The sequence below is a fragment of the Zongyangia sp. genome (genome assembly GCF_965361945.1).
The window spans coordinates 1-18,558 of the sequence record NZ_CBDTOK010000130.1 but is presented as its reverse complement, the minus strand read 5'-3'; the positions used below and the strand labels follow the sequence as shown (position 1 = coordinate 18,558).

General features: G+C 46.4%; 14 protein-coding genes. All 14 read right to left on the bottom strand.

What is annotated here, in order from left to right; all coding sequences use genetic code 11:
• Nucleotides 1-13: 13 nt before the first annotated feature.
• Nucleotides 14-454, bottom strand: coding sequence for a cell division protein SepF (locus ACZ25G_RS08410; protein WP_191482222.1), 441 nt, complete (start codon nt 452-454; stop codon nt 14-16).
• 14 nt (nt 455-468) lie between these two features.
• Nucleotides 469-1,194 (bottom strand): YggS family pyridoxal phosphate-dependent enzyme, encoded by a 726-nt coding sequence (locus ACZ25G_RS08405; RefSeq protein WP_463682144.1) that lies wholly within the window; start codon nt 1,192-1,194, stop codon nt 469-471.
• A complete protein-coding gene (locus ACZ25G_RS08400) occupies nt 1,172-2,395 on the bottom strand; it encodes a biotin/lipoyl attachment domain-containing protein (protein WP_463682143.1) in 1,224 nt (407 codons plus the stop codon). The genes ACZ25G_RS08405 and ACZ25G_RS08400 overlap by 23 nt, the downstream gene beginning before the upstream one ends.
• 17 nt (nt 2,396-2,412) lie before the next feature.
• Nucleotides 2,413-2,658, bottom strand: a complete 246-nt coding sequence (gene hfq, locus ACZ25G_RS08395) for an RNA chaperone Hfq (protein WP_191482219.1) — start codon at nt 2,656-2,658, stop codon at nt 2,413-2,415.
• A 184-nt stretch (nt 2,659-2,842) separates the two neighbouring features.
• Nucleotides 2,843-3,787 (bottom strand): tRNA (adenosine(37)-N6)-dimethylallyltransferase MiaA, encoded by a 945-nt coding sequence (miaA, locus tag ACZ25G_RS08390; protein ID WP_191482218.1) that lies wholly within the window; start codon nt 3,785-3,787, stop codon nt 2,843-2,845.
• A 32-nt stretch (nt 3,788-3,819) separates the two neighbouring features.
• The gene (gene mutL, locus ACZ25G_RS08385) at nt 3,820-5,769 is read right to left on the bottom strand and encodes a DNA mismatch repair endonuclease MutL (RefSeq protein WP_463682142.1); all 1,950 of its coding nucleotides are present in this window, start codon (nt 5,767-5,769) and stop codon (nt 3,820-3,822) included.
• A gap of 18 nt (nt 5,770-5,787) precedes the next feature.
• On the bottom strand, nt 5,788-8,400 hold the full coding sequence (mutS, locus tag ACZ25G_RS08380) for a DNA mismatch repair protein MutS (RefSeq protein WP_463682141.1): 2,613 nt from the start codon (nt 8,398-8,400) through the stop codon (nt 5,788-5,790).
• 59 nt (nt 8,401-8,459) lie between these two features.
• Nucleotides 8,460-8,858, bottom strand: a complete 399-nt coding sequence (locus ACZ25G_RS08375; protein WP_191482215.1) for a YlbF family regulator — start codon at nt 8,856-8,858, stop codon at nt 8,460-8,462.
• Between the two features lie 53 nt (nt 8,859-8,911).
• Nucleotides 8,912-10,312 carry a tRNA (N6-isopentenyl adenosine(37)-C2)-methylthiotransferase MiaB gene (gene miaB, locus ACZ25G_RS08370; protein ID WP_463682140.1) on the bottom strand — a complete coding sequence of 467 codons (1,401 nt, stop codon included), beginning with the start codon at nt 10,310-10,312 and terminating at the stop codon, nt 8,912-8,914.
• Nucleotides 10,313-10,510: 198 nt separating this feature from the next.
• Nucleotides 10,511-11,824 (bottom strand): alpha-amylase family glycosyl hydrolase, encoded by a 1,314-nt coding sequence (locus tag ACZ25G_RS08365; RefSeq protein WP_463682139.1) that lies wholly within the window; start codon nt 11,822-11,824, stop codon nt 10,511-10,513.
• 144 nt (nt 11,825-11,968) lie between these two features.
• Nucleotides 11,969-13,171, bottom strand: a complete 1,203-nt coding sequence (locus ACZ25G_RS08360) for an FprA family A-type flavoprotein (protein ID WP_191482213.1) — start codon at nt 13,169-13,171, stop codon at nt 11,969-11,971.
• 61 nt (nt 13,172-13,232) lie between these two features.
• The gene (rd, locus tag ACZ25G_RS08355) at nt 13,233-13,391 is read right to left on the bottom strand and encodes a rubredoxin (protein WP_191482212.1); all 159 of its coding nucleotides are present in this window, start codon (nt 13,389-13,391) and stop codon (nt 13,233-13,235) included.
• Between the two features lie 91 nt (nt 13,392-13,482).
• Complete coding sequence (gene uvrA / locus ACZ25G_RS08350) at nt 13,483-16,305, bottom strand: excinuclease ABC subunit UvrA (RefSeq protein ID WP_463682138.1); 2,823 nt, start codon at nt 16,303-16,305, stop codon at nt 13,483-13,485.
• Nucleotides 16,306-16,322: 17 nt separating this feature from the next.
• Nucleotides 16,323-18,296 (bottom strand): excinuclease ABC subunit UvrB, encoded by a 1,974-nt coding sequence (uvrB, locus tag ACZ25G_RS08345; protein ID WP_463682137.1) that lies wholly within the window; start codon nt 18,294-18,296, stop codon nt 16,323-16,325.
• Nucleotides 18,297-18,558: the final 262 nt, after the last annotated feature.

Genomic DNA, 18,558 nt, shown 5'->3' with positions numbered 1-18,558 from the left:
CGTGCAAGCAATATTAAAAGAAAACGCCATTGCTCTCCAGCTCATCCAGGAGTTCTCCTTTGATGTCTACGTTATAGGGTGTAATAATATAAGTGCTGTTAGCGACTCTCTGCAGATGGCCATTGTTGGCATAAGCCACACCACTTAAAAAGTCAAGCAGCCTTCTGGCAACATCCCGATTGGTAGACTCCAGATTCAGTACCACTGTGTGTTTGGAATTCAGATGGTCAGCTACAGCGCTGGCATCGTCAAAGCGCTCAGGCTTTACCAATACGACCTGCAGCTGTGTTGTGGCATGAATGTTTACCACCTTATTGCGCTGCTTTCCAGCCGTATCCTCTGCCGGAGCCTCCACCTCGTCGTCAAATTTAGAAGAAATTATATCCATGTCGTCATCTTCGTAGTTTTCGTCAGGTATTCCCATAAAGTTCTTGAATTTGTCCATCATTCCCATGACAAAATTCCCCCTTAATAGTTTCGTTTGCCGAAGATTGCTGTGCCAAGACGTACCATGTTAGACCCATGGCGGATTGCAGTCAGATAATCGCCTGACATTCCCATCGACAATAAATCCATAGAAACATTATCTATTTTTTTCGTGCCGATGTCAAGAAATAGCTGATACATTCTGTCAAAATAGTCCTCCAAATCTGAAATTTGATCACAAATTGGAGGAATCGCCATCAGTCCAGCTACATGGATATGGGGATATGCAGAAGTTTCCTCCACAAAATCCAGCACCTTATCCGGATCCAGACCTGACTTGCTCTCTTCTCTTCCGATATTGACTTCTAGCAGTACTTTCATCCTTTTATTCAGTTTTGCCGCCTCTTTTTCAATTTCAGCCAGCAATCGGTGGTTGTCCACCGATTCAATACAATCCACTTCCCCTATAATGTATTTTACCTTATTGGTCTGCAGATGTCCGATCATATGGACAGAGACACCGTCTCGATGATATTTGTCCTTCTTAGAGAGAAATTCTTGTACCCTGTTTTCCCCCAGGAGCTTGATGCCGCAGTCAATGGCGGTATTGACAAAAATAGGGTCTACTGTCTTTGTTACCGCCATCAGTGTAATATCATCCGGGTTTCGCCCACAGGAAAGCGCCGCCTTAACGATCTCCTCACGAATCCGATCAATATTCTCCCGTATCTGTTCCTGTTTCTCTTTAACTGAGTAACTTTCCATCATATAAATCTGTCCCTTCTACAATAATCTCGTCAAACAATTGCAGTGATCCATCTGTATCCAATTCGTCAATGGAACTGAGGACAAAATCTTCTCCAACAAATATGGGATAAATCTGTTTAAAGCTCACTCGGTCTCCAATGCGGACAAAAACGCCCTGTACATTGTTTTGAATCCGGATCGCTTTCTCAGGAACACGCAGTCCAGTATAGCTTTCAAACTGAATCTGCGCCTGTGCCGTCCTCATTTGAGCAAGATCAGAAGACATACGATTACACCGGATAATAACAATATTATTTTCTGAGGTATCATCACTGAAAATCTTTATAACTTCCCCAGGAACACTTTCCTCATCAGTCTCACTAAAACTCAGACTAACATCAGAACCTTCTACAAACTTCGAGGCATCATCTGCGGACACCTGAGCCGCATAAAACCAGTTAAACTCACTGATGATCTTTCCTATATGCCCGCTTTGAGGCTCTATCTCTTGGGCGATGAGATCTTCATACTCTTTAACACTCATCTGATCCATTGCCTCAAACTTCAGTGTTTCCTCCAATCCATCAGTAGAACCTACAAAATACCCGGCCAAAGGAGATGTAATCGTCTGTTCTGTTCCAGCGGCAGCCGTACTTTCCAATTGCTCCTTTTCCGCAGTCAGTTCTTGGATTGTAGCGCTGAAATCTGTAGTATTCCCAGTGGACATCTGTTTTTTATTGATAAGAGAGACCAAATTCATTTTAGTATCTTCTATCTCTCCCACCTGCCCAGATGAAGCGGCGTCAATGTAGTTTCCTAATTCATCTGCGATCTGGCGAGTGATAGAATCCGAATTGGCATAATAGCCACTGCCAGCACTTTGGGCTTCTTCCAAAATCTCGATTTGGTTGGCCAATTCTTCAATGCGGACCTTATCTGCCGCATACTGTTCCGACGGATAAATTTCAGCGATCACACTGCCCTGGGACACTTTGGTCCCATCAGCGTTGACATAACTGATGACATCGCCTGTCTGGCCATCAATTACCGTCTCATCACGGATCATAATTCCCTGGACATCTATGCTGTCCGCCACCGTGAAGTTAAATGCTGTCTCTGTTCGATAGGGGGCATAAAAATAACGCACCGCCTGATAGCCGGCATAAATAACGAGGAATAATGAAAATACAAAGATTAAAACCTTACCAGTTCGGTTATTCATTGTTAGACCTCAGACTTTTATTCTATACTTTCCTTTTCCGTCTGGTCCAAAATGCTGATGGCCCGAGATGGCGTAATGGTGGAAATCGCATGTTTATATACCAAGTTCTGTTTTCCCTCGGTGTCGAGAATGACAGTGAAACTGTCAAATCCCTTGACAACACCTTTGAATTGGAAACCATTGGTCAGATAAATGGTCACCGTAATTTTTTCCTTCCGTGCCTGATTGAGAAATACATCTTGTAAATTCATATTTTTGTTCATTTCAAACCACCATTTCTCCAGCGAACCTTGCAAAGGAAAGAAACGGATTCGTCGCTGGCAAAAACCCGCTTTTCCTATTTCCTATGAATCAACTTTTCTGTGTCTGAGCAAGCAACACTGAGCTATATTTTATCATACCATAATTTTGTGTCAGATTTGTTGATGGGCTTTTAAATATATCTTATCACAGTATTCCACTTTTTTCCAGTATTCTTTGCGCTGACCGAAAAACTTCATCATAACCATGGAGAGTATCAGGCAAAATCCACTGAATCCGCTGATCTCTGCGAAACCACGTGAGTTGTCGCTTAGCGTATCGCCGGGTTTCCCTTTTTAGATTCTCCACAGCTTCCTGATAGGAAATCTGACCATCAATATACCCCTTAAGTTCCTTATAGCCTATGGCCTGCCGGGCTGTTTTTAGATCTCCTCTGGACAAAATATCCTTTGCCTCTTCCAGCAGCCCCATCTCCAGCATTTGGTCCACTCGAAGATTAACGCGGTCATACAGCTTCTGCCGGTCGGCGTAGGCAATACCGATCATACATAGCTGGTACTGGCTTTCCTTTTCTTTCGCCCTTTTCTGCATTTCTGACATAGGGATTCCAGTGGTCTGATAAACTTCAATGGCACGGATCACCCTGCCCACATTGTTGGGATGCAATTTTTCACAGAGCAAGGGATCAATTTTCTGTAATATCGCAAACAAGGCATCGTTGCCCTTTTCCTGTGCCAAGCCCTGTAGATTCTGACGAAGTTGGGGATCAGTTTTTATCTTTTCAAAATTCACATTGTCAATCAAGGAATTAATATAGAGACCAGTTCCACCCACTAGCATAGGGAGTTTCTGCCTGCTTGAAATATCCGCGATTGCTTCTTTCGCCTTTGCACAATACTGAGCGACGCTAAACTCCTCATCCAGGGATAAAAAATCAAAAAGATGATGGGGGATGTCCTGCATCTCCTCAGCCGTTGGCTTGGCCGTGGCAATCTGCATTTCCTTATAAATCTGCATGGAGTCAGCGCAAACAATTTCCCCATGGTAGCATCGGGCCAGGTCAATGGAGAGCCGGGTCTTTCCAGATGCAGTTGGTCCTGTAATAACCAAAAGAGGTATTTTCCTATCCAACCTCGCATCCTCCTTTATTCTTGACCATCATCCTATCCCAGCCTGCCGAATTTCTTTTCCAGCTCTGTTTTTTTGATCACTATAGAAACCGGCCGGCCATGAGGACAGTATTTCGCATCGTCATCTTGTCGCAAAAGGGTAATAAGCTGCTCTAATTCCAGAGTATTCCTTTTGTCATTGGCCTTCATAGCCGCCTTACACGCCATGGAATGGTAGAGATCATCCATAACCTGAGGCGTCAGATCTTTTTTATGTTCCAAGATGGAAGTTGCAATTTCACAAACACAGTTCTCAATCTCCGCCGTATCCAGCATCATGGGAGCACTACGAACAAGAATAGTATGATCGCCAAAATCTTCCACGTCAAAGCCGAGAGCGGCATAGGCTTTCACATTTCCGCAGACAGCCTCATGTTCCGGCGGCGTCAGCGTCACCATCACCGGAGACAGGAGAAACTGCCGATCCATCTCACCGAGTCCAGTCTTCAGCCGGTTATATAGCAGCCTCTCATGGGCTGCGTGCTTATCAATGAAAACGACTTTTTCTCCTTGTTCCAGAATCATATAGGTGCGGAAAACCTCTCCCACCAGCCGATAGCCGTCCTCTTCCTTTTGTATTCTATTGGCACTTTCAGAGATCTCTTTTACACTTTTTTCTGTCTCTTCCTGCTGATCTGCCTGGATAGGGCGCAGTGATGGTGAAGTAGTTTCATCCACCGGAATTGCCGCTTTAGGTTTCAGTTCATAGGTAAAGGTGGTGGTATCCTGAAGTGGCCGCAGCTTCTCCCTTTCAGGGGAGGTAAAAATCATCTGTGGACGGTAGGCAGCAGCTTTTGGGGGAACAGGATTCTCGCGTTCAACCAGAGTGCTTTTTCTGGAAGACGGTTTTATCTCTTCAAAGTGAACTTGATTCTTTACAGCATCAATCTGTTCTGTTGCTTTAGCAGCAGACACAGTTTGGCCGGTGGGAGAAACATGAAGCTCCGGCTGATCCCCCGACTTCATAATCGCAGATTTCACCCCGTAATACACAAGGTCAAAAATCATCTTTTCGTTTGCGAAACGAACTTCGATCTTTGCGGGATGGACATTGACGTCTACCGTATTTTCCGGAATGGTAATATGGAGCACACAGGCGGGAAATTTCCCCACCATGATGCTGTGTTTATATCCTTCCTCCAACGCTACCATGCAGGTTTTGGATTTGACAAAACGTTCATTGACAAAAAAGTTCTGCATAGTACGGTTTGCTCGGGCCGCATAGGGTTTTGTAATATAGCCTTGCAGGGTAAGGGCACCACTGGTAAAATTCACCGGTATCAAATCATCGGAGAACTTTTTTCCATAAACTGCATAAATAGTGGATTTTAAGCTATTATCTCCCGGTGTATACAGCCGCTCCTGATTATCCCTCAGAAAACGGATGGATACATTAGGATGAGAAAGCGCAGTTTTCTCCACAACATTGGCGACCGCATTCCCCTCTGAAACGTCTTTTTTCAGAAATTTCATCCGAGCCGGAGTATTGAAAAAAATATCCCGCACAATAATGGTCGTCCCTTTGGGGCATCCAGCGTCATCCAGACTTTCCACTTCGCCGCCTGACAAGGTGATGCGGGATCCTACGGTCTCCTCCTGGGTTTTGGTCAGCATCTCTACTTTGGATACCGCCGCAATAGAGGCCAGAGCCTCTCCTCGAAATCCCAGTGTCCCGATGCTTTCCAAATCTTCCTCGCTCTTAATTTTACTGGTGGCATGGCGCAAAAAGGCGTTTCGGACATCCGCCCTTTCAATGCCACAGCCGTCATCCGTAATCCGTATATAGGAAATGCCACCATTCTTTATCTCTACCGTAATGGAAGATGCACCAGCATCAATGGAATTCTCCATCAGCTCTTTAATAGCGGAAGCTGGCCGCTCTACCACCTCGCCGGCAGCAATCAATTCGGCAACATGTTTGTCCAGCACATTGATAACAGGCATCTTTCCACCACCTTCTCATTATTTAAGCATGTTCTTTAATTCGTATAGCTTGTTGAGCGCTTCAATCGGCGTCACCGTGTTAAGATCAATATTCCGGATGGTATCCGCCAACTGGTCATTGACCGACTGGGCAAAGGAAATCTGCATAGAGTCCTCCGCTGCCGCCGCAGGCTTCCTGCCTCTCCGGTGTTCAGCCGGTGTTTTTCCTGCCTCTAGGGCCTTGAGCACCTCATGGGCCCGCTTGATCACCGGATCGGGAATGCCCGCCAGCTTTGAAACCTCGATTCCATAGCTATCATCTGCCCCACCACTGACAATGCGGCGCAGAAAGATAATCTCATCGCCTCGTTTTTTTACCGCAATATTGTAATTTTTTACCCGGCTGATAGTATCTTCCAATTCCGTCAGCTCATGGTAATGGGTGGCAAACAGGGTCTTGGCCCCTAGCTTTCTCTTATCAGCGATATACTCGATCACAGCCCGTGCAATGCTCATGCCATCATAAGTGGAGGTTCCCCGTCCGATCTCATCGAGAATGAGAAGGCTGTTGGATGTGGCATTTTTTAGAATATAGGCCACCTCGCTCATCTCCACCATAAAGGTAGACTGTCCCGCCGAAAGATCATCCGAGGCGCCAACACGGGTAAAGATGCCATCTACAATTCCGATATCCGCACTTTCTGCCGGAACAAAGCTCCCCATCTGTGCCATGAGGACAATCAAGGCGACCTGCCGCATATAGGTAGATTTCCCCGCCATATTAGGCCCGGTAATGATGGCCACCCGGTTTTCGTTTTTATCCAAAATGGCATCGTTGGGGACAAATGGCGCGTCGCTGATGGCCTCAACTACAGGATGCCGCCCCCCTTTGATTTCTACTCTGCCCTCTAAATTGATGTGGGGCCGAACATAGCGGTTCTTTACCGCCACCTGAGCCAGAGAGCAAAATACGTCCAGCTTGGCCACTGCCGTTGCGGTAGCCTGAATTCGATGCAGGGCACTCGCCACCGTTTTCCGAATCTCTTCAAATAACTGATTCTCCAAAAGGATAATCTTATCCTTGGCTGTAAGAATCAGCTCCTCCAATTCCTTGAGCTCCTGGGTAATGTAGCGCTCACAATTGGTCAGGGTCTGTTTTCTTATGTATTCTTCAGGTACTTGGCTTAAAAAGGACTTTGTTACTTCGATATAATAGCCAAACACCCTGTTATATCCAATTTTTAAGTTTTTAATCCCGGTTTTTTCCCGCTGAGACGCCTCAATATTGGCCAAATACTGTTTCGAGTTGTTCACCACGTCCCGCAGGGAATCCAGTTCTTCATTGTATCCATTCTTGATGACCCCACCCTCTTTCAGGGTAACTGGCGGGTCGTCAATAATAGCGTTTTCAATCAAAGAGGCAATATCCTCCAGTGGATCAATGGCATTTTCGATCTGCTCCAGATAGGTTGCCTGGAAAGGGGAAAGAATTCCTTTGATTTCGGGTAATTTTTGAGCTGTAAAGGCCAATGCCTTTAGCTCTCTTCCATTGACACTTCCATAGACAATACGGGTCATCAGGCGCTCCATATCAAAGACACCGCCCAGTAATTCCATCAGATCTTGGCGCGCCACATTGTTTTGGGACAATTCATCTACAGCGCCTAAACGTTTGGTGATAATGGTGGGATTAACCACTGGCTGCTCAATATAGGTTTTCATCAGCCGCTTGCCCATGGCTGTCTTTGTCTGATCCAGCACCCAAAGCAATGATCCTTTTTTATCACCGGAACGCAGCGTTTTGGTCAGTTCCAGGTTCCGCCTTGCCACCAGGTCCAAATTCATGAATTGGGTTTCCTGATACAAGTTGATGGTCATCAGCCGCTCGACACCGGTTTTCTGGGTGTCATATAAATAACGAATCAGCCCCCCTAAACTCTTAAGGGCTGCTTTCTTCTCAAAAAGTCCCAACTTTTCAAGGTCCGTGTCCGCAAATTGGCTGGTTGCTCTGGTCTTGCAACTTTCTTCTTCAAAATAGCCGTCATCGAGCACGTCATACATGCAGTTGAGCTTATCTTTAAAAAACTGGATGACCTGTTTCTTCTCCGCTAAGGTATGATTGGCTACTACCTCACTGGGAGAGAATCGGCTGGACTCGTTCATGATCTTATATTCCACTTCGTCAGTGGAAAGTTCGGTTACATAAACTTCACCTGTGGAAATGTCCGCAAAGCTAAGCCCACAGGCATAGGTATCTAGATAGGCACAGCAGATAAAGTTATTGCTTGCCTCATCCAGCATACTGTTTTCAATCACAGTTCCGGGCGTAACAACCCGGACAACTTCCCGCTTGACAACGCCTTTGGCAAGGGCAGGATTCTCCATCTGCTCACAGATGGCTACTTTATAGCCCTTTTTCACCAGCCGCGCAATATACGCTTCACAGCTGTGGTAAGGAATGCCGCACATAGGTGCTCTTTCCTCCTGCCCACAGTCCCGTCCTGTCAAGGTCAGTTCCAGCTCTTTGGAGGCGGTAATGGCATCATCATAAAACATTTCATAAAAATCCCCAAGGCGGAAAAACAGAAGCTGATCTTTGTGTTCACTTTTGATCCTAAAATATTGCTGCATCATGGGTGAAAGTTCGGCCACTGTTATTTCCTCCTTGAAAATCTTTATGCTTTGTCACATTAATCAGATGGCTCTAAGGATTAATGGCATCCAGCGCAGCTGGAGCAGCTGCCGGTGCAGGAGCTAAGCTCTGTATCTGGATCCTCTCCGTTAACAGAAAGCATGAGAATCTGGCTGACTTGATTCATCATGGTGTCAATCGCCTGCTTGGCCTGGTTAAAAGCAATCATGTTTTCATTGCCAATGATGCTGTTGTAAATTTCTTTGATCTCACGATCTAAGGAGGCCAATTTGGACTGATCCTTCTCTTCCTTGCCCAGTTCCTGGTTAAGGCTCATTTTTTTCAGATTAAATTCAGAAATCTGCTTCTGCAGTGTAGGATCATTGTCAATAAGGTCCTTAGCTTTCATCAGCGCCAGGTAATTTTCGTCTTTCTGGATGGCCTTACCCATCTCTCTTGCCATTTGAATAATATCCATGGTTATATCCTCCCAAACTTTTTTCAAAATGATTTATTTTAAGGGTCTCCCCACTAAAATACAGCTTTGCCGAACACTGCCCAGTTGGCCGCCCGGTCTATCTTCACATCAACAAAAAGCCCTTTCGCGCTTTCATCCCCCGGGAATTCCACAATGATATTCTGCTCACTTCGTCCCGCCATCGTTCCCGGATGTTTTCCTGGGCCTTCCACCAATACACGGAGAGTCTGTCCGATCAGTCCTCGATGCCGCCGGCTGGCAATCTCTTCCTGCGCCTCTATAATCTCTCTGAGCCATCTGGATTTCTCTGCATAAGGCACCGGGTCTTCCATCTGTGCGGCCTTTGTCCCCTCCCGCTTGGAATAGATAAAAGTATAAAGGCTATCGTATTCTATCTCCTGGACCAACCGGAGAGTTTCTTTGAAATCCTCATAGGTCTCCCCTGGGAATCCTACCAAAATATCGCTGGTGAAGGACACTTCGGGAATCTTCTTTCGGGCATACTGGATCAGCTCTATATATTCCTCCCGGGTATAATGGCGGTTCATTGCCGCTAACACCCGGCTGCTGCCCGACTGGACCGGCAGATGGATGTGGTTGCATACCTTGTCGCATCTGGCAATTGTGTCAATTAGCTCATGGGTACAGTCTTTGGGATGGGACGTCATAAACCGGATGCGAAAATCCCCATCCAGGCCGTTGATTTTCTCCAGCAGTCCTGCAAAGGAGAGAGGGGTCTTCAGGGTTTTACCGTAGGAGTTGACATTCTGCCCAAGAAGTGTGATCTCTTTATATCCTTGCGCGACCACCCCGCGGATTTCCTCCAGAATTGCTTCCGGTTCCCGGCTTCGCTCCCTGCCTCTGACATAGGGTACAATACAGTATGTGCAGAAGTTATTGCACCCATACATAATGGGAATCCACGCCTTAAGCCCATCCTTTCTGCGCACCGGCATACCCTCAATGATCTCGCCCGCGCTGTCATGGATGTCAAATATCCTCTTGTTTCGGCTCAGCTTTTCTAGTAAAAGCTGGGGAAATGAGGACAAGGCATGGGTACCGAAAACCAAATCTACATAAGGATAGCTTTTTTTAATGCGTTGGGCGATATGCTCCTGCTGAACCATACAGCCGCACAGTCCGATGATAAGGTGTGGATTTTGTTCCTTCTGACGTTTAAGTTCTCCTACATTGCCAAAAACACGATCCTCCGCATTTTCCCGGACTGCACAGGTATTAAAAAGGATCAGGTCCGCAAGGGCGGTTTCTTCTGTAAGTCCATACCCCATTTGAGAAAGCATTCCTCGAATCTTCTCACTGTCCGCCTCATTTTGCTGGCAGCCAAAGGTCCGTACACACGCCATAGGAGGATGGTCAAAGCGCTCTTCCAATAAGCTTTTTACCTGGGAAATATAGCTTTGCTGAGCCTCCCAGCCAATCCATTCAAGTTGCATAGCAGTGCCTTTAGATGTAGTAGAAATCTCTATCTCTAAATCTTTGCTTTGGAGCAAAACAGAAACTCCTTCCAAACGATGAAATTCAAATAATTATATCATTTTTTGCCCTAAGATTCAACCAATAATCCCCTTGTCCTGGCTTTTCGGCATCACGCAAATAAAAATACAGCCGATAGTAATCGGCTGTATTTTTATCTATCTTTCAGTTTGCCAGTAGGAAACACTATAAGGGGGCAGCGTACTTCCGCCGCCAAAATCATGGAGCTGTCCTGTAATCAAATCCTTTCCCTGTCCTGACTGGGCGTCAAAATGGGCCACGTAGGGCTGTGAATCTGCATTGACGGCAACAATGACCCGCTCTCTATCACATCTGCGTTGGAATATGATCTGGCGATTGGTGAGAACCAGTGAGTTATAATCGCCGTAGCAAAGAGCCGGACTATCACGGTGTGCCTGGGCCATGGCTGCAATCTGCTGGGTCAAATCGTTGAAAATAGGTCCGTCAAAACAAGGGCGCAAATTGGCATCGCTTCCCTGCTGTTTTACCCCTTCTGTCCCCCATTCGCTACCGTAATAGATGCAGGGGATCCCCGGCATGGCAAAAAGGATACCGTAAATTAAGGGCAGATGTTCCGGATTGGTCAGAATACTGGCTACCCGAGTCACATCATGGTTGTCCACAAAATTGAGTAGATGCTTGCCCTTATACAAAGTCCAATTCTCCGGGCCGAATTGGCGCAAAAGGGAATGACCAATTTCAAACATGTTCATGCTGTTAAAGCTGGAATAAAGCCCCTTATAGCATTCATAGTTGGTTGCAGAGTGGAGCATCTGGTCATTGACCAATTGATTGTAGTCTCCGTGGAGCATTTCTCCCACCAGGAAAAAATCTGGTTTGAGGCCCTGACAAAAATCGTGGAGCCGACGTAAAAAGTCTCGGTCAAGCATATAAGCCACATCCAGCCGCAGTCCGTCAATGTCAAATTCCTCTACCCAGCCCCGGATGCAGTCAAAGAGATGGGCAATCACTTCCTCATTGCGCAGGTTGAGCTTGACTAGTTCATAGTGTCCTTCCCATCCTTCGTACCAAAGGCCATCATTATAATTACTATTACCCGAAAAGTTGATATGAAACCAGTCTTTATACCGTGAACCCTCTCTATTTTGCAGTACATCCTGAAAAGCCCAGAATCCCCGCCCTACATGGTTAAATACGCCATCTAGAACAACCTTGATTTTATTTTCGTGAAGCTGCCTGCAAACTTTTGCAAAGTCTGCATTTGTTCCCAACCTGCAGTCCAGTCGGCGATAATCTCTGGTATCATAACCATGGGAATCCGAATCAAAAAGAGGAGAAAAATAAATGGCATTCGCACCTGTCTGCAAAATATGAGGAATCCACTCCGCCACCTTCGCAATACGCGGAACAACCAATCCGTCGTTTTGCTCTGGCGCGCCGCAAAATCCCAGAGGATATATTTGATAAAAAACGCTCTCATCAGCCCACATTACCGTCATCTCCTTTTAGCAGCAGAAAGCACAATTTAAATTAAGTATACCATGTCCCCAACCGGATTACAACTTTGAGCGGCTCCCGTGGAGGAGATATCAAAAACCGCGGGAAGTCTTCCTTTCCGCGGTTTTTCAATTCAATTAGAGTGTCTTTGCAAAATCTGCGCCGTAGGCTTTGGCAGCGGCAATCTCTTCTTCAGAAGGTACAAACACAGCCCGGCAACCATCACCAAAGACATTAAATTTCATCGCCTTCAGATAAGTGGTTAGCATAGGCACAGCCTCCCCACTCCATCCGTAGGAACCGAAGACCATACAAGGCTTCTTCTGGTTATTGATCATATCCAGATGGCTCAGCAGCTGCAGCACCGGCGGTACGGCAGCACGATTGAGGGTGGGAGAACCGATAACAAAAGCATCACTGCCATTCAGTTGTGCAGCAAGCTCTCCCATCTCGTAATCGTTGATGTCATAGACAGGTACCTGCGCATCAGGCAGTACACTGAGAATTCCCTCTTTAATCGCATTGGCTAGGATTCCGGTATTTCCATAAGCAGTGCAATAAAATATCGGGATGGTTGTTGCCTCATTTTTCGCCGGACGGCTCCAGAGCTCATACATCTCTTTGACGTGCTGGATATTGCCGCCTTTGGTGAGAATAGGGCCATGGCTTGTACAGATAAATTCAGGATCAATGTCTTTAATTTTGTCCAGTCCTTTGCGCACATAGGAGCCAAAGGGGCCAAAAATTGCATCGTAGTAGCCCTTCAGTGCAATTTCATATGCTTTGGGATAGGCCACATTAACATCAAATCCATAGGGCTCACAGTAGTGGCAGCCGAAGAAATCACAGGAGAAAAGGACCTTATCCTCTTCACACCAGGTAAACATAGAGTCAGGCCAGTGGAGGAAGGGGGCAATCCTAAATTGAAGCTTTTTCCCGCCCAAATCCAGCGTATCGCCATCCTTGACCACCTGGACCTTTAATCCCGGACGATTGGTGATATTCTTCAGATAAAGAGCACCTGCCTGAGAAGCGATGACGGTCAGATTGGGATTGAGGTCAAATAATTTGGCCAATACGCCAGAGTGATCCGGCTCATTGTGATTCATAATCACATAGTCAATCTTGTTAATATCTGCAACTTCATTGATGTTATCCTGATAAGCTCTAAAATAGGTTTTATGGCAGGTCTCGACAAGTGCCGTTTTTTCACTGCCTTTGACAATATAGGAATTATATGTTGTCCCGTATTCTGTCTCCATGACAATATCAAAAATGCGCATATTGGGATTAAGTACACCAACAGAATAAATAGAATCGGTAATTTTGTAACTCGCCATTTTATTTCCCCACTTTCACAAAGAGCAAGGGGGCCAATGTGAGCCCCCTTACGCCGTTTGGTTATTCCTGTTCGAACATGTCCTTTCCGACACCGCAAAGAGGACAAACAAAATCATCGGGAACATCTTCCCATTTGGTGCCGGGAGCAATGCCAGCATCAGGAGCGCCCTCTGCTTCGTCGTAGACATAGCCACATACGGAGCAAACATATTTCGCCATACTTGAAATCTCCTTTCCAACATTCATGGATTGTGAAATTCTTAACTAAATTATACTGTTTTAGTATCGGTTTGTAAATAGGTTTTTCAAATTATTTGAGCATTTTTTTAAGATATCGACCAGTATAAGACCGTTCACATTGAACAACTTCCTCTGGTGTGCCGCAAACGACAACTTCACCGCCCTTGTCACCGCCTTCCGGGCCAAGGTCGATAATGTAATCCGCAGTCTTGATGACATCCAAATTATGCTCAATAACAACCACTGTATTACCGCTATCCACCAGCTTCTGTAGCACCTGAATAAGCTTGTTGACGTCATCAGCATGAAGGCCGGTAGTAGGCTCGTCCAAGATATAGATGGTGCGACCGGTAGGACGCCGAGAAAGCTCGGTAGCCAATTTTACCCGCTGTGCCTCTCCGCCGGAAAGCGTGGTGGCCGGCTGTCCGATCTTGACATAGCCAAGTCCCACATCATAAAGGGTCTGGAGCTTTCGGCTGATTTTCTGGTGATTGGCGAAAAATTGCAAGCCTTCTTCTACCGTCATCTCTAAAATGTCGTAGATGGTCTTCCCCTTATATTTTATCTCCAAGGTCTCACGGTTATACCGCTTGCCTTTACAAACTTCGCAGGGGACATAGATGTCAGGAAGGAAATGCATCTCAATCTTGATAATGCCGTCTCCTTCGCATGCCTCACATCTGCCGCCTTTCACATTAAAGGAGAAACGGCCAGAATTGTAACCACGCATTTTAGCCTCATTGGTCTGGGCAAACACCTCCCGGATATCGGTAAAGACGCCGGTGTAGGTTGCTGGGTTGGACCGCGGCGTCCGACCAATGGGGGATTGGTTGATATCGATCACCTTATCCAATTGCTCAATGCCAATCATATCCTCATGTTTTCCGGCTTTGGTCCGGGCGCCATTGAGCTCATGAGCCAGCTTTTTATAAAGGATCTCATTGACCAGTGAGCTTTTTCCCGAGCCGGACACCCCGGTAATAGCTGTGAATACACCCAACGGCAGTTTTACATCTATATTTTTCAGATTATTCTCTGCCGCCCCCTTGATTTCCAGATAGCGTCCGTCTCCTTTTCTGCGCTCTTTGGGAACTGGGATTTTCTTTTTCCCACTGAGATATTGCCCGGTAATAGAGGCATCACATTTCATCATATCCTCTACTGTTCCGGCAAAGACCACCTCACCACCATGCCGTCCCGCTCCTGGACCAATGTCTACAATGTAGTCAGCAGCCAACATCGTCTCGTCATCATGCTCTACTACAATCAAGGTATTTCCCAAATCCCGAAGCCGCTTCAGGGTTGCGATCAGCTTGTCGTTATCTCTTTGATGCAGTCCGATGCTTGGCTCGTCCAGAATATAGAGAACCCCTACCAGATAAGAGCCAATCTGGGTGGCAAGCCGAATCCGCTGGCTTTCACCACCGGAAAGGGTGCTGGCAGAACGGGACAGGGTCAGATACTCCAGCCCCACACTCTGCAAAAATCCCAGACGTTCTGTGATCTCTTTGAGGACACGATCTGCAATCATGTGCTCCCGCTCTGTCAAATTCAGATGTTCGATAAAGGATAACGCATCCACCACCGACATCTTACAAAAATCACTGATGTTGATGCCGCCTACCGTGACTGCAAGAACTTCTTTTTTTAGTCTATCCCCATGGCATTCCGGGCACTCGACACTGCTCATATAGGAGGAGATTTCCTCCCGCATCCATTCGCTGTTACTTTCTCGAAAACGCCGCTCCAGGTTGTTGACTATTCCCTCAAAATCTGTAAAGTAGGTGCTTTGAGAAAGTCCTTTTTCCCTTTGGAGTTTGATCTTCTCCCCTTTGGTGCCATAAAGCAGAATGTCCATGATTTTTTTGGGCAATTGCCGGACAGGGGTATCCAAAGAAAAATCATAGTGTTTGGCCAGGCCCTCATAATACATCTGGGCAATACCGCCATCGGAAAAATACCATCCACTGGCCTTAATCGCTCCCTGACGGATACTCAGCTTTTTATCCGGAATCACTAAATCTGGATCCACCTTTAAAAAGGTACCAAGTCCGGTACACTTTTCACATGCGCCAAAGGGATTATTGAAGGAAAACATCCGAGGAGAAAGCTCATCGATGCTAATGTTATGTTCTGGGCAGGAGTAATTTTGCGAAAACATGATCTCTTCGCCACCAATGACATCGATGACTGCCAATCCGCCTGTCAACCCCACCGCTGTTTCAATGGAATCAGCCAGCCGGGACCGGACACCCTCTTTGATAACCAGACGATCTACAATAATTTCAATGGTGTGCTTTTTGTTCTTTTCCAGGCTGATCTCTTCCGAGAGATCATAAATGTTGCCGTCAACTCTTACACGGACATAGCCACTTTTTCTTGCGGCCTCAAATTCCTTTTGATGGGTACCTTTTCTTGCCCGTACCACTGGAGCCATCACCTGGATCCGGGTACCCTCTGAAAGCTCCAGGACCTTATCCACGATCTGATCCACGGTCTGCTGTTTGATTTCTCTCCCGCAAACCGGACAATGGGGAATTCCAATGCGGGCATAGAGAAGGCGGAGATAATCATAGATTTCTGTCACCGTGCCTACAGTGGAACGTGGGTTTTTCGAAGTTGTCTTTTGGTCGATGGAAATGGCTGGAGAGAGCCCTTCAATATAGTCTACATCTGGCTTTTCCATCTGGCCTAAAAATTGCCGCGCATAGGAGGAGAGACTCTCCACATAGCGCCGCTGGCCATCCGCATAGATGGTGTCAAAAGCAAGAGAGGACTTGCCAGAACCAGAAAGTCCCGTAAACACCACCAGCTTATCTCTGGGAATCTCCAAATCTATATTTTTGAGATTGTGTTCCCTTGCGCCTTTAATGATAATTTTATCCCTTGCCAAATTGTTACCTCCAGTATCTATGCCTGTTCCTTGAGTTTTTTTATTTTATCCCGTAGGTACGCTGCATGCTCAAACTCCAGAATTTTAGCGGCATTTCGCATCTCCACAGTATATTTTGCAATAAGGGCCTCCCGTTCCTTCCGGGAAAGCTTCTTGGTTTTCTTGTTTGTAGACTCCTCTTTCTTAGAAATCTCTAGAATCTCTCGAACATCTTTTTTAATAGTTTTCGGCACAATTCCGTGTTCTTCATTATACCGCATCTGAATCTCTCGCCGGCGCTGGGTCTCATAAATGGCCCGCTCCATGGAGCCAGTCACGCTGTCGGCATACATGATAACCTCGCCTTCCGCGTTTCGGGCAGCACGGCCAATGGTCTGAATCAGGGACGTCTCGCTGCGCAAAAATCCCTCCTTATCCGCATCCAGAATGGCTACCAGAGAAACCTCAGGGATATCCAATCCCTCACGGAGTAGGTTGATGCCCACCAGCACGTCAAACTCGCCCAAACGCAGGTCCCGAATAATCTCCATCCGCTCAATGGTATCAATGTCGTGGTGCATATACCGGACCCTGACCCCCATATTTTCCAGGTAAGAGGTCAGATCCTCCGCCATCTTTTTGGTCAAGGTGGTGACCAGCACCCGCTCTCCCTTGGGGGCACGCAGATTAATTTCGCTGAGCAGGTCGTCAATCTGTCCTTCTACCGGTTTTACCGTCACCTTAGGATCCAAAAGGCCGGTTGGCCGGATCACCTGTTCTACAATCTGGGTGCTGTGTTCCCGTTCAAATTCGCCTGGCGTGGCGCTGACATAGACAATCTGGTTGAGCTTGTTGTAAAACTCGTCAAAATTCAAAGGACGGTTGTCCAGTGCTGAGGGAAGCCGGAACCCATATTCAATAAGGCTCTCTTTTCTCGCTCGATCCCCCGCATACATTCCTCTGACCTGTGGCAGTGTCACATGGGCTTCGTCCACAAATAGAAGAAAATCATCAGGGAAATAGTCCAGCAGCGTGAAAGGGCAGCTCCCGGGAGCGCGGCCTGACAGGACACGAGAATAGTTTTCAATCCCTTTACAAAAGCCAATTTCCTGCAGCATTTCGATGTCATAGCAGGTCCTTTCCCGTATACGCTGGGCCTCGATCAGCTTATCCTTGGACTTAAAGTAGGCGACTCTTTCCTCCATTTCCCTTTCGATATCCACAATAGCCGCTTTCATCTTATCCTGCGGAACAATGTAATGGGAAGCGGGATAAATGGCCACATGGGAAACTACATTTTTTATCTGCCCTGTCAGTGGGTTAATCTCACTAATCCGATCGATTTCATCGCCAAAAAATTCAACTCTGATGGCAGTTTCCCCAGAATAAGCGGGAAAAATCTCCACTACATCTCCCCGCACCCGAAATTTATTCCGCACAAAATTGATATCATTGCGTTCATACTGTATTTCTACTAGCTTTTTGAGCAGCTCATCCCGGTCTTTTTGCATTCCTTGCCGCAGGGAAATGACCATATTACGGTAATCAATAGGGTCTCCCAAGCTGTAGATGCAGGAAACAGATGCGACGATGACCACATCCCTGCGCTCCGACAACGACGAAGTCGCTGAATGGCGAAGTTTTTCAATCTCCTCGTTGATAGCACTGTCTTTTTCGATATAGGTGTCGGTCGAAGCAATATACGCTTCAGGCTGATAGTAATCGTAATAGGAGACGAAATATTCCACTGCATTTTCTGGAAAAAACTCCTTAAATTCAGAACAAAGCTGTGCTGCCAACGTTTTATTATGAGCAAGCACGAGCGTAGGACGGTTCATCTGCGCAATGATATTCGCCATGGTAAAGGTTTTTCCCGAACCGGTGACTCCCAGCAGGGTTTGTTCCTTATCCCCTCTTTTGATGCCCTCGACTAACTTGGCGATCGCTTCCGGCTGGTCTCCCGTGGGGCTATAAGGCGAAACCAGCTTAAATGGTTTGTCAATCTGTTCCATTTTTGCTCCTTTTACTTAGCATTGCTGCTACTTTCATTCTGAAAACAAACCTATATATCATTGGCTCTTATCTGTCGTGCCACACATCAAACATGAGAGGGCACTTAACGCTTTATTATAGCACATCTATGATAAAAATTGAAGTTTCTCTCTTTTCAATTCTAATCATTCAATCATGTAGGAGTACAATACATATTGGACAGTTGAATAAAAAAGGATGAAGGATACGGCCTCATCGGTTATAGTTGGAGTTGCAGACAAC

Excerpts from the sequence above, each read along its gene's own strand:
- ACZ25G_RS08360 (WP_191482213.1), bottom strand. The coding sequence starts at position 13,171 with ATGGCGAGTTACAAAATTACCGATTCTATTTATTCTGTTGGTGTACTT.
- ACZ25G_RS08400 (WP_463682143.1), bottom strand. The coding sequence starts at position 2,395 with ATGAATAACCGAACTGGTAAGGTTTTAATCTTTGTATTTTCATTATTC.
- ACZ25G_RS08410 (WP_191482222.1), bottom strand. The coding sequence starts at position 454 with ATGGGAATGATGGACAAATTCAAGAACTTTATGGGAATACCTGACGAA.
- hfq (WP_191482219.1), bottom strand. The coding sequence starts at position 2,658 with ATGAACAAAAATATGAATTTACAAGATGTATTTCTCAATCAGGCACGG.
- mutL (WP_463682142.1), bottom strand. The coding sequence starts at position 5,769 with ATGCCTGTTATCAATGTGCTGGACAAACATGTTGCCGAATTGATTGCT.
- rd (WP_191482212.1), bottom strand. The coding sequence starts at position 13,391 with ATGGCGAAATATGTTTGCTCCGTATGTGGCTATGTCTACGACGAAGCA.
- ACZ25G_RS08405 (WP_463682144.1), bottom strand. The coding sequence starts at position 1,194 with ATGATGGAAAGTTACTCAGTTAAAGAGAAACAGGAACAGATACGGGAG.
- ACZ25G_RS08365 (WP_463682139.1), bottom strand. The coding sequence starts at position 11,824 with ATGTGGGCTGATGAGAGCGTTTTTTATCAAATATATCCTCTGGGATTT.
- ACZ25G_RS08375 (WP_191482215.1), bottom strand. The coding sequence starts at position 8,858 with ATGGATATTATTCAAATGGCAAGAGAGATGGGTAAGGCCATCCAGAAA.
- miaB (WP_463682140.1), bottom strand. The coding sequence starts at position 10,312 with ATGCAACTTGAATGGATTGGCTGGGAGGCTCAGCAAAGCTATATTTCC.
- uvrB (WP_463682137.1), bottom strand. The coding sequence starts at position 18,296 with ATGGAACAGATTGACAAACCATTTAAGCTGGTTTCGCCTTATAGCCCC.